At 36.2% G+C, this 11,252-nt stretch carries 14 protein-coding genes and 1 tRNA gene; 5 read left to right on the top strand and 10 right to left on the bottom strand.

All coding sequences use genetic code 11. From position 1 onward, the window contains the following. Positions 1-169: 169 nt before the first annotated feature. Complete coding sequence (locus NFR44_RS08970) at positions 170-877, top strand: class I SAM-dependent methyltransferase (RefSeq protein WP_251444087.1); 708 nt, start codon at positions 170-172, stop codon at positions 875-877. A 120-nt stretch (positions 878-997) separates the two neighbouring features. On the opposite strand, the gene NFR44_RS08965 is transcribed toward NFR44_RS08970, so the two are convergent. The 7 genes from NFR44_RS08965 to NFR44_RS08935 form a co-directional block, all read right to left on the bottom strand. After that, on the bottom strand, positions 998-1,465 hold the full coding sequence (locus tag NFR44_RS08965) for a YbaK/EbsC family protein (RefSeq protein WP_251444084.1): 468 nt from the start codon (positions 1,463-1,465) through the stop codon (positions 998-1,000). A gap of 15 nt (positions 1,466-1,480) precedes the next feature. Beyond that, positions 1,481-1,708 carry a PhzF family phenazine biosynthesis protein gene (locus tag NFR44_RS08960; protein WP_251444191.1) on the bottom strand — a complete coding sequence of 76 codons (228 nt, stop codon included), beginning with the start codon at positions 1,706-1,708 and terminating at the stop codon, positions 1,481-1,483. Between the two features lie 380 nt (positions 1,709-2,088). After that, a complete protein-coding gene (locus tag NFR44_RS08955) occupies positions 2,089-3,495 on the bottom strand; it encodes a pyruvate carboxylase subunit B (RefSeq protein WP_251444081.1) in 1,407 nt (468 codons plus the stop codon). 234 nt (positions 3,496-3,729) lie between these two features. Continuing rightward, a complete protein-coding gene (locus NFR44_RS08950; RefSeq protein WP_251444078.1) occupies positions 3,730-4,050 on the bottom strand; it encodes a hypothetical protein in 321 nt (106 codons plus the stop codon). 110 nt (positions 4,051-4,160) lie between these two features. Continuing rightward, a complete protein-coding gene (locus NFR44_RS08945) occupies positions 4,161-5,063 on the bottom strand; it encodes a hypothetical protein (RefSeq protein WP_251444075.1) in 903 nt (300 codons plus the stop codon). 8 nt (positions 5,064-5,071) lie between these two features. Then, entirely contained in the window at positions 5,072-6,019 is a 948-nt protein-coding gene (locus tag NFR44_RS08940) for a phosphodiester glycosidase family protein (protein WP_251444072.1), read from the bottom strand. A gap of 19 nt (positions 6,020-6,038) precedes the next feature. Then, positions 6,039-6,851, bottom strand: coding sequence for a polysaccharide deacetylase family protein (locus NFR44_RS08935; protein ID WP_251444069.1), 813 nt, complete (start codon positions 6,849-6,851; stop codon positions 6,039-6,041). 180 nt (positions 6,852-7,031) lie between these two features. Between NFR44_RS08935 and NFR44_RS08930 the strand changes: the two genes are divergently transcribed. The 4 genes from NFR44_RS08930 (at position 7,032) to NFR44_RS08915 (ending at position 9,122) form a co-directional block, all read left to right on the top strand. Continuing rightward, positions 7,032-7,826, top strand: coding sequence for a carbon-nitrogen family hydrolase (locus tag NFR44_RS08930; protein ID WP_251444065.1), 795 nt, complete (start codon positions 7,032-7,034; stop codon positions 7,824-7,826). A 130-nt stretch (positions 7,827-7,956) separates the two neighbouring features. Further along, positions 7,957-8,172, top strand: coding sequence for an Ada metal-binding domain-containing protein (locus tag NFR44_RS08925; RefSeq protein ID WP_251444061.1), 216 nt, complete (start codon positions 7,957-7,959; stop codon positions 8,170-8,172). 202 nt (positions 8,173-8,374) lie between these two features. Further along, positions 8,375-8,830 (top strand): helix-turn-helix domain-containing protein, encoded by a 456-nt coding sequence (locus NFR44_RS08920; protein ID WP_251444058.1) that lies wholly within the window; start codon positions 8,375-8,377, stop codon positions 8,828-8,830. A gap of 201 nt (positions 8,831-9,031) precedes the next feature. Continuing rightward, a tRNA-Ser gene (locus NFR44_RS08915) sits at positions 9,032-9,122 on the top strand. A 267-nt stretch (positions 9,123-9,389) separates the two neighbouring features. On the opposite strand, the gene NFR44_RS08910 is transcribed toward NFR44_RS08915, so the two are convergent. From NFR44_RS08910 to NFR44_RS08900, 3 genes are read right to left on the bottom strand one after another with little or no spacing between them, the layout of a single operon-like run. Then, on the bottom strand, positions 9,390-9,617 hold the full coding sequence (locus NFR44_RS08910; protein ID WP_251444055.1) for a hypothetical protein: 228 nt from the start codon (positions 9,615-9,617) through the stop codon (positions 9,390-9,392). Between the two features lie 46 nt (positions 9,618-9,663). Then, positions 9,664-10,887, bottom strand: a complete 1,224-nt coding sequence (locus NFR44_RS08905; protein ID WP_251444052.1) for a hypothetical protein — start codon at positions 10,885-10,887, stop codon at positions 9,664-9,666. A 16-nt stretch (positions 10,888-10,903) separates the two neighbouring features. Further along, positions 10,904-11,224, bottom strand: a complete 321-nt coding sequence (locus NFR44_RS08900) for a hypothetical protein (protein ID WP_251444049.1) — start codon at positions 11,222-11,224, stop codon at positions 10,904-10,906. Positions 11,225-11,252: the final 28 nt, after the last annotated feature.

The following is an 11,252-nucleotide window of genomic DNA, read 5'->3' as shown; positions in this document are numbered from 1 at the left end:
TCACTGAAACATTACTTATTTTAGTGTACCTATCTCTTAGGTTCTTGAAAAGCCACCCTGGGGGATAGATATTTAAAAATAACCCCCACCCCCGCTTACAAACTCCTTAAAATTTATCTATACTACTAAAGTAACAATACCGTATTCACTTACACTTGGGGAATCTATTATGAATATATCTAAACGAATTGAATCTTATTGGGATACACGTAGCGATGCGTTCAATGAATTGCGGCTTCGCGAATTAAAAAGTCCCAATGCACTGGCTTGGCATCATTTATTAGCGGAACATATCCCTTTAACTCGCCCTTTACGTATCTTAGACGTAGGTACTGGTACAGGCTTCTTTACCTTCTTACTCTGTCACCATGGACATAGAGTTACTGGTATTGATATGTCCCAACAAATGGTACATAATGCTCAAAATAATGCAAAAAACTTTCATAGTACAGCGACCTTTGAAAAAATGGACGCTACTAATTTACAATATGAAGATGAAACCTTTGATGCTGTTTTAAGTCGCAATTTAACCTGGACCCTCCCAGATCCTAAAACAGCTTATAAAGAATGGCTACGCGTATTAAAACCTCATGGTGTGATTCTTAATTTTGATTCCGACTACGGACAAACACAGTTCACTCGTAATGAAGGCAGAGTGCACGCCCAAATTGATACCGCTTTGTTAGACGAATGCACAGCTATTAAAAATAGCTTAGCCATTAGTCAAGAAACTAGGCCCGCTTGGGATATGACTGTATTCAAAGAACTCGGCGTTCAACAAGTTAGTGTCATTCAAGATGTACGTCACGAAGTTCAAAAAGATCCTAATTTGCAGTACGAAGAAATTCCTATATTCATGATTAGGGTTGTAAAATAAGTTAATCTTTTACCTGCAACAAAATGGAGTATTGGCTCAAAAACACAGAGTTCTTACGAACAATGGTTTTCTACGCCAATACTCCATTTTTATTTCTACACTATAAAAACTAACTGTATTTTATACGCCTTTACCAATATCTACCCAGCCTAATGATTGAGAATAGGTTTCTAATTCTGGCACAGATAGTTTTACAGCACTATGGTCATTACCTGCTGCAGGGTATACAATATCAAAACGCTGTAACGATATATCTAAATAAGTTTTAACATTGGGTTTGACTTCAAATGGGCATACGCCACCTGGAGCATGTCCAATATAAGCTTCAACTTCATCAAAAGCAATCATTTTTGCCTTTTTCTGAAAAGTTGCTTTAAATTTTTTATTATCTACTTTTACATCCCCTGCTACCACAACTAATATAGGTTCTTCCTCTACTAAAAAAGACATGGTTTTAGCAATTTGCTTGGCTTCACAGCCCACAGCAATGGCTGCTTCTTCTACGGTAGCACTTGAATGCTCCAACAGTTTAACACGGTCCCCCAAACCAATATTTTCAAAATATGTTTTTACTCTCTCAAATGACATAGGTCCTCTCTCAACTTATAAACATTTCAACTCTGCAATGGCATATAAAGCAGCTTTTCCTGCTAATATTACTCTAGTACCTTGCATAGAACAATATAAAGTACCACCCCGTTTAGATGCCTGATACGCTACTACCGAATCTTTTTGTAACTTTTCAGCCCAATACGGTACTATGTGACAATGACCAGAGCCACAAACTGGATCTTCAGGAACATTGAGCTTAGGTGCAAATGAACGAGAAATACAGTATCCGTAAAGGCATCAACAATAAACTGCTTCATAAAATCCCTCCTCTATGTATTGCTTATTGTAACACACTATCTAACATTAACCTACTATAAAATAGAGGAAATATATTACAACTCTTCTCTCCCCCCGTTATATTCAGTCAGTCTGATATGCCTAGAAAAAAAAGAGAGTTGTCGACAGAGTAAACCATTGTTCGTAAGAACACCTCCCCCCTCCTCCCTTATTTGCTTAGTCAGTTTTGATGCTACCTTTAGCTAAAAAAGCGTATTATTGGTGGAGAAAACCATTGTTCGTAAGAACGCCGGTTTTTGAACCAATAATACGCTTTGATTTTATTAATATCTTAAGTCAAAACTGACTAAACATATAACAAATTATTCGCGTGGAAGATCGATTTCTTTAAGAATAACTTGTTTGCTGTGTTTTTCGAAGAACTGTAATGCTACTTCTGGGAACATAGCATAGGATAATACGTCTTCATCAGTGAAACCTTGGTAACCTAATTCGGACAATTTCTGACGATATAATTCCAATTCAGGTTTGATAAGGTCTGCTGGACGGCATGTAATAGGTTCTTCATCACCAATAATTTTCTTGCGAATATCTTCGCTAATTGGTGCAGGTAAACGACCATATTTACCACGAACTAAGTCTTTAACTTCGCTAGGAGTCATTTGGTAACGTTCCATACCATTAGCCATGAAGTTAACGTTCATCATAGCCATAGTACCAACGATTTGGCTAGTAGGTGTTACCAATGGAGGGTAACCAAGGTCAGCACGTACTTTAGGCATTTCGTTCATTACATCAAAGAATTTGTCTGCCATACCCATTTCACGAAGTTGATTCTGAGTATTAGACAACATACCACCAGGGATTTGGTAATGACGAACTTCTGGCAATACTTCATGAGCTGGCGTAATACCAAATTCATCAGCGATTTCTTTACGAACGCCACGGAAGTATTCAGCTAATTCACGAAGAGATGCTAAATCTAAACCAGTATCATATTCAGTACCACGGAACATTTCAACAATACTTTCAGTTGCAGGTTGAGAAGTTGCATGACCGAATGGGCTAAGAGCTGTATCGATTACATCAACACCAGCTTCTACAGCTTTTAAGTAAGTAGCACTAGCAAGACCACAAGTGAAATGGCTATGTAAGTCAATCATCATGTCATCGCCAAGACGTTTTTTAAGGTCTTGAATCAAGGATACTGCATCATATGGCGCTAATAAACCGGACATATCCTTAATGCACAAGGAATTCATGCCCATATCCTTTAATTCTTCAGCCACTTTTACGAACATTTCATTTGTATGTACAGGGCTAATAGTATAAACCATTGTACCTTGTACATGAACGCCACATTTGTTACCTGCTTTAATAGCAGCTTCCATGTTACGAGGATCGTTCAACGCATCAAAAATACGGATACGATCAATACCGTTTTCTTTTGCTTTTTTAACAAATGCTTCTACTACATCATCAGCATAATGTTTGTAACCTAATAAGTTTTGGCCACGTAACAACATCTGTAATGGAGTGTTTTTAAGATGAGCTTTTAACGTGCGAAGACGTTGCCATGGATCTTCGTCTAAGAAACGAAGACAGCTATCAAAGGTAGCACCGCCCCAACATTCTAACGCTTCATAACCAACAGAGTCCAATTTTTCCAATACTGGCAACATTTGGCTAGTACGCATACGTGTTGCCAAAACGGACTGATGACCATCGCGGAGGACGGTTTCCATGATTCTTACTTTTTTCGCTTTCATAACTCCTTCTCCTTCACTTTCGAAATAAATTGTAACCTGCCATCCTATAAAACCTTCCACATTTTATAGATGCTTACAATTCATTTCACCTTCAAATTACGCTTATAACGAATACTTTCTATCTAATCCCTTAATAGAACTAGTATTCATCTCACATATCTATTAGACTACTAAAGAGTTTCTTTGTCAACATATTTACAATACGGATTACTCATAAATATATATTTCTTAATCTTATTTAATTTTTTTAGGTGCCGTTTCGATTATAATATTTCGGCCATCTTTTTTCACTTGTATAGAAAAATCGCCTACACCATCTTTAAAATATTCCATCTTAATATCCAGTAAAAGTTTACCAATCTGAGTCTCTACCTTCTCAGTTAGGAACTCACGGTAAAAGGCTTCTTGACTGTTACTAGAGGACTTTCGTAGCGGTGCAGGACGCTTACTCTCAGCCTCACCTTTTAACATCGCTGTTTCAAAGGTTTCCTCTTCCACCACATTTTTAAACATCTCCGCATCACTTAAGCCTTTTTTAATTTTAAACTTAGCCATAATTACCTCCTCATAGTTCATATAGTCAAGAAAAGGCCTGCTACAGCAGACCTTTTCACTTACCTATGCATAAACCTCATAATTGAAATCAAAAGTCTGTTTATGCTTATTTATTGTTTTTTATTATCACTAGAACGTTTATCACTTATCATTTTTTCGATAGACGCTACTGTAATATCTTTTAACTCTTGTGGCTCACTAAAAGTATCCACCGTTTCAAAGCCAACGCCTAATCGGCCTTGTAATACAGATAAGACTTTGTCATCTTCATCAACTTTAGCAATATAAATATCTTTATCTTTATCAACGCCAACTAAACGATAACGCCCTGCCGGATTAATAACCCGCCAACCACCTTCAGTGCCGTCAAACATAAATACATCGCCAGTGCGAACATTATCGTAGAAGAAGATATCCTCATCATAGAAAACAGCGATTCGGCCTATATTCGAAGCCTGCATGTATACTCGGCGGGTGTCATAGTTCGCATCGGTCCGATAAATTCGGTATGCATTTTCAGCAACCTTAATTTTCATATACACTACATTAGTCGCCGTTGAAAACGCTGCATCTACAATTTTACTATCTGCTGGTAAATCTTGCATGGTTGTATCCACTTCATGCTCAGGGCTTTCAGGGTCAAAACGAGCCAATACTACATTATCTTCAACACCACCATGTAACCCCATAATCGCTAAGTCACGATCCGGCAACCACTCAAAATAACTAACTTGACGCCCCTTTAAATCAATATCTATCGGTGTTTTCTCACCAGATGTATATACTTTTACAGAGTCTTGCGTTACAACGGCCATATATTTATGCCCTTGTGAATAGTATTTATTGCCTTCCCCTACATCAGGAAAATTACCGTCTTTTTCTTGCCCATCACTGGCCGTCACTTCAAACTCAGTAGTAGGCGCAAAATAAATTTGATCTAAATAATAATAAATTCCGCCTTGTAATGCTAGCCCCAAGACAAAGGCGCTTAAAACTTTACCAAACGATGCCATGGGTCCTCCTATTTCACAACAAAGGCGGTTGGAATCATCCGCTCACCTAACAAGTCAGCTGGTTTATTAACAACTTTACCATTGTAATATAAAGTCGTACTAGAACCACCATCTAAATTCGCAGCAATATAGCAGCCTTCTTCAAATAGTACATCTTGCACATCACGAAGCGTTGCCCCCGTGGAATAACCAGGTTGACGACCATCAATAACGACAAAAATAACAGTACCATCTTTTTTCTGACCAATAGCCGTACGAGGCCCAATACCCCAGCCACCATCACCATCAGTAATCATTTTCTTACCATCTACAATAAGTGGTGGTCCAAAGGTAATACCTTCAGCCGCTTTCATTTCAGCCAATTCTGTTTTATTGTATGTGCCAGCAATCAAGTTGCCATCTTTTGTAAAACCAACAAAGTCTACCGCTTCATCAGGTCCTACATCTTTACCAATCACATAGTCCCCTTCTTGCATGATGAAACCATACGGCAAACGACCAGTACCAGTACCATTAGGATCGTGGAAACCACCTGCATTAATAGCGGCTACCGCATCATTATCCTTAGCAATATTACTTACGGTTTCCCCTTTTTCTTGAATGTTTCTAGCCGTTGCCACCTTTACACGACGAGGGTCAGGAATTTCTAGTACATAACCAACATAACGAGTTGACTCAATTTTACGCATTTTAAGCGTTGTATCTTCACGAGCTTTAAACTTAAATAAATCTTGGCTTCGCACTGTACTTACCGTGCCTAGAATCATATTGATTTCATCCTGATTAAACAGCCATGTAATGTAATGAGGATGGCGCGAGCGCATAATAGCGCCCACAACGGTACGTTTCAGATTATCAAAAGGGCCAAATAGCACTACAATGGGCGAGGTAAGCATGGTAAAAATAAACATGACGAGAATAAATTTTACCCACCCTTTACTAAAAAATCGTTTCATCCTTAACTCCTATCTGTCCTTATAAATCAGCATACTCTTCCGTTGTTATCCGTTCTTCAAAATGAGCGAGATCTACAGCATTACCAATCCAAATACGTTGCAAAGCATACGGATTATCGCCTTCATGGACCCAACCTGGATTCATGGTTACAGCCAATAAAATACCATTATCCGTAGCTGCTTTTTGAGAATATTCATTTTCACGACCATAAGGATAACAGAACCATTGATTATCAATGCCTAATTTTTCTTTTAACGCCATTTGTGCTTTTACAATATTAGCTAATTGCTCACTATCAGATAATTCATTCATCCGCACATGGTCATACCCATGACTAGCAATAGTTATGCCATTATCGTGCATTTCTTTAATCTGTTCCCAAGTTAAACGCGTACCTACATCGCCTGGATTAACAAATACAGTGCCTGCAAAGCCATATTCTTTTAACACGGGATAGACAATGCTATACGTATCCTCATAGCCATCATCAAAGGTTAAGACTACTGGTTTAACTGGCACCGCCTTACCATGACGAACATAATCATTTAATTGTTCCATCGTAATAGGATTAAAACCTTTATCGTGTAAGAGCTTCATTTGGGCTCTGAACAAATCCTCACGAATGACCGCATCATTATCTTCTTCTGGCCCTACTTTGTGATACATAAGCACAGGAATACCCTTTGGTACTGCCGTCGCTACTGTTTTAGTTACTTTCTGTGGTTGTGCTTGTGCAGCACTAGCCGTTGTGTCTTTCGTTTCAGACATACAACCTGCTAAGAGCATCAATAAACTCCCAAGCAAGGCAAAGACTACTATGAAACGTTTCATAAATTGCCTCCTACTTATTTTATTGTATTTAAAAACAATTATACAAGGTATATTATATCACAAACAAACAGCCCATGCCTATTGACAGCCTTTTAAATCTCCCCCTATACTTATATTATAATTCATATAGTATATAACTTCTTGTTTACGACCATCTTGTCGTTTTGAATGGAGTATGTAATGAAAAAAAAAATTGCCCTATTACAAATGGATGTAACCGTTGGGGATGTAGATCGCAACTACTATCATGTGGAAGAATTAGTGGAAACGGCCGTTAAAGAAAGCCCCGATATTCTAGTTTTACCTGAAACCTGGAATACTGGCTTTTACCCCACCGACCACTTGCCACAAGAGGCTGATAAAAATGGGGAGCGCACCCAGACTTTACTTAGTCAATTAGCTAAAAAACATGAGGTAAATATTGTGGGTGGCTCGGTGGCTACCTTACGGGATAATAAAGTATATAATACTTCGTATATTGTAAATCGCGAAGGCACTATTATTTCACAATATGATAAAATTCATAGCTTTACACCTGCCAAAGAAGATAAGTTTTTTCAAGGGGGCGAACAAACTCACCGCTTCTACTTAGATGAAATACCTTGCTCCAGTGTAACATGCTATGATATTCGTTTTCCTGAAATCATCCGCACTACAACTTTACAAGGAGTCGACTTGTTCTTTGTGCCCGCTCAATGGCCTACTATGCGCCAGCGCCACTGGGAAATCTTAAACACAGCACGAGCTATTGAAAACCAAATGTTTCTCTGCGCAGTCAATACTTGTGGCTATATTGGTAAAATAAAATGTGCCGGAAATTCTTTATTACTTGATCCATGGGGCGATGAACTATTGCATCTAGGCGATTCTGAAGAAGTTGCTATTGGCACGATTGATTTAAGTGTTACAGACGATATTCGCCGCAAAATCAATGTCTTTAGAGATCGAAAACCCAATATGTATCATTTAGACTAACCAATATATAAACATATATCATACACAAAAAGCCGAACTGAGACAATAATAACTCAAAACCTTGCTTACATTTATCCGCTAGGCGGTAAATGATAGTTTTATGTAGTACCAAAGAAAGGTTGTGACTGGTATGAATATATTTATTAAATCTGTTACGGTAGCCACCTTATTACTCACCATGGCTTTACCAACGTTTGCGTATTCGGGGAATGCACGAACGAGTAAATTCCACTACGATGACTGCCGCGGGGCGCAAAAAATTAGTGACTACAATCGTGTATATCTTGATAGTCGCCAAGAAGCTATTAATAATGGCTATGTACCTTGTAAAGTATGTAAACCATAATACGCTAATCTAATACCTTAATCTAATACGATATAACGCTCATTTTTTCTTTTAGCTAGGGAAAAAATGAGCGTTTTTTGTTAATTAATCATATTAACAACATGTTTATTGACACAAAACATTAGACAATACATGTGATTAGGAGTAATATATAGTTGTTTATTTAATCTATCCCTATTACCACAACGAGGAGGCGTATGTGGTGTCAACCATAATTTCAAAATTAACAAATACCCATTCAATAAAACCAAGTGAAATAACTTTACAAAAACAAAACACCAGTCATGTAAAAACGTTTAGACTTAAACCAAATAGCAAATCAGCCTTAGCATTAGCAGCCTTCTTAAATCCACTCTGCCCTACTGCCTCAGTAGATACACCCTTAAAAGGGCAAGCTTTTTATACCTGTTTAGGCTGTAAAATTGCCCATTTACGCAAAGAAAAAGGTTGGTACCAAAAAGAGCTCTCTGAAAAAACAGGCATTAGCACGAGTTACATTTCTCGCCTTGAACGAGGCTATCGCATAGAAGGTGTTACCTTAGATATTCTATTAAAAGTAGCTGAGGTTTTTGACATAGCCATTAGCGAGCTATTTACCTATTCGCCTGACGAAATTAAACTAGCACATTATCGCGAAGAATTACACAAATACTGTTAAGATACTCCCCCTCTCAAATTGCATACACCGTAGGTAATCGAATAACTATCCCCTACCTTTACAATGAGACGTGTACTAATGCGACTATAAAGATTCAAATTTGCCCCATCTGACTGATTTAAATTTTTATTTTTTATGGATTGACAAGATTTTTACTTTCTTCTATAATAGTAAAGTACGTTACATGAAGTAGCGCCATATGGAGAGGTGTCCGAGCGGCTTAAGGAGCATGATTGGAAATCATGTGTGCGGTGATACCGTACCGAGGGTTCAAATCCCTCTCTCTCCGCCACAATTAAGAACTGTCTAGTTTACTAGACAGTTCTTTTTTTATTCCAAATCCTAATACTTTTAATCATGACTATTTTGTAACCACTCTTATAAAGTAGTTAAGTCAGTAACTCTTCTTTAGTATTACTAGTTAAGCATACAATCCTTATACTTATTTTCATTACATATTATAAGAATAAACTTGCTTATATCATCAAAATAAGAGCTTTAGCACAACAAAAACCACCTAAGGGCTTAGCCCTTAGGTGGTAAAAAAAGTTAACAATTTTTATTTTAACAAGTTAGTTCCAAATATAGAATCAATACCATTTAAAACAAGTCCTACAACCGCACATGCGCCTATAAATGACCATATTAGTAAATCCAAATGACCCCACATATGCCCTATAAAACCAGAGAATGATACAATTTGATATTTACTAGCTAAAATTCTATATATGCGATATGTTAACCAAATTATCGCAATAACCATTAATATACCTCTAATAGATTCCATAATACCCTCCTATTTTAGCCTTAACAATTATTATATTTTGTTTTTATTAAGGATTATATTTTCCATGCTCCCATTGCCCTGTATAATCTTTTGTGCCGTCTTCTTTGTATAAAGTTCCGAATCCATGAGGAGCTAATCGAAAATCAAACTCACCTTGATATTTAATTTTGCCATTCGGATAATAGATAGTTCCCGATTTCCCATTGAGCCTATAATGAGGTTTTTTCCCAGTTAGTAAATCTTCATGAACAACACCGATTCCACTAATATCACCAATAATATCGTATTCTAAATTTCCATTATCACCATATTTAAGAATACGTCTGTCTGAAATCTTATTTAACATTAAGTTTTCAATATCAAATTTAGGAGCTACTTTAAGTTTAATTTTTCCATCGTCAACATAGTAAGCAGTACTTATATTCTCATATAATGCAATATCAGATAAGTAATAACCTCTAAAGAACGACTGGAAAAAACTCTGTTCGGTATATTGATTAAATGGATCAAAATCATTAATCAAATAATATTGATTATTAAGAGATATCGAGTTCTCTAAAGATAAACCTTCTAATATTTTTGCATAAAAAAATTGTTGTGGTGATATATAGTAAAAGCCTTCGTTAATACTATTAGGTTCGTCATGTTCTTTTGGTATTGAAGAAATTTGCGTTATATTAGTTATGGAGCCTTCATAGTATAGTTTTCCCTGATAAAATGCAAGAACATATTCGCTTGACAATTTACCTTTAATGAATGTTCCAATAAACACTAACTCTCCTCTCGAAATATTTTTTTGAGAAGTATTTAAAATACCTGTAGATTTCCATAAAAGCCCTTCTCCATTAGGCCGTTTATTTTCTATGGGACCAAAATACAAATAATCAATATTACCTCCTGGTGCAGTTTCAACAAGTCCATTACTCCCTTTTGTAAGAGGGATCATCTTTGCATCACTCTTGTTGGAGTTTCTTAAAACTTCTAAAATTTTTATTCTTTGTTCATTAAAAGCATTAATGCCTACATGATTAGTCCAATAAAAATATTGACTAAGTGAATTATTAGTATCTTTAAATTCTCTAAAAGGGTTATTTTTATCTGCAGAATCTTCTGTATTTTTTACTTTATCATTTTCTGAGGTATTTGTAATAACTTGATTATTTTGTGAAGAGTTTTCATTATTTCCACACCCAAATAAAGCAATAGAAAGTGTTAATGTGACTAATAACAACAGTAATATTTTTAATTTTTTTAACGAATGCCCAGCCATCTCTACTAAATCTCCATTATCTTGAATAATACTCTCCTTCAGTTGAATCGCTACGTATTAATTTAAATAAATTAGGATTATTATTTGCAAATATAAATGTTAAAATATTTTTTCCATTTATAATTATAGAAATTTTAGTTAATTCACCTTCCCTTTCTATATCCCGTAAATAATACGGTGCTTTATTAATAGCATTACTGGTAATGGTCATTGTAGTACTGTCTTTAATAGCAATCCATTTACCTATTAATGCATTAGCCGTAATTCCATCACTTGCATAACTAGGAACTATTGTAAAGAACATCATTATACCTAATAATAAACAACGTTTTTTCATTTGTATATCCTATCTTTTAATATTTTAG

Origin of the sequence: Veillonella intestinalis (genome assembly GCF_943193155.1) — a bacterium.
In the GTDB taxonomy this organism is placed as follows: domain Bacteria; phylum Bacillota; class Negativicutes; order Veillonellales; family Veillonellaceae; genus Veillonella_A; species Veillonella_A intestinalis.
This window is presented reverse-complemented; position numbering and strand designations above follow the sequence as displayed.

Bases quoted from the DNA above. Each gene is read 5' to 3' on its own strand.
- NFR44_RS08970 (WP_251444087.1), top strand. From the start codon at position 170: ATGAATATATCTAAACGAATTGAATCTTATTGGGATACACGTAGCGAT.
- NFR44_RS08965 (WP_251444084.1), bottom strand. From the start codon at position 1,465: ATGTCATTTGAGAGAGTAAAAACATATTTTGAAAATATTGGTTTGGGG.
- NFR44_RS08955 (WP_251444081.1), bottom strand. From the start codon at position 3,495: ATGAAAGCGAAAAAAGTAAGAATCATGGAAACCGTCCTCCGCGATGGT.
- NFR44_RS08950 (WP_251444078.1), bottom strand. From the start codon at position 4,050: ATGGCTAAGTTTAAAATTAAAAAAGGCTTAAGTGATGCGGAGATGTTT.
- NFR44_RS08945 (WP_251444075.1), bottom strand. From the start codon at position 5,063: ATGGCATCGTTTGGTAAAGTTTTAAGCGCCTTTGTCTTGGGGCTAGCA.
- NFR44_RS08940 (WP_251444072.1), bottom strand. From the start codon at position 6,019: ATGAAACGATTTTTTAGTAAAGGGTGGGTAAAATTTATTCTCGTCATG.
- NFR44_RS08935 (WP_251444069.1), bottom strand. From the start codon at position 6,851: ATGAAACGTTTCATAGTAGTCTTTGCCTTGCTTGGGAGTTTATTGATG.
- NFR44_RS08930 (WP_251444065.1), top strand. From the start codon at position 7,032: ATGAAAAAAAAAATTGCCCTATTACAAATGGATGTAACCGTTGGGGAT.
- NFR44_RS08925 (WP_251444061.1), top strand. From the start codon at position 7,957: ATGAATATATTTATTAAATCTGTTACGGTAGCCACCTTATTACTCACC.
- NFR44_RS08910 (WP_251444055.1), bottom strand. From the start codon at position 9,617: ATGGAATCTATTAGAGGTATATTAATGGTTATTGCGATAATTTGGTTA.
- NFR44_RS08905 (WP_251444052.1), bottom strand. From the start codon at position 10,887: ATGGCTGGGCATTCGTTAAAAAAATTAAAAATATTACTGTTGTTATTA.
- NFR44_RS08900 (WP_251444049.1), bottom strand. From the start codon at position 11,224: ATGAAAAAACGTTGTTTATTATTAGGTATAATGATGTTCTTTACAATA.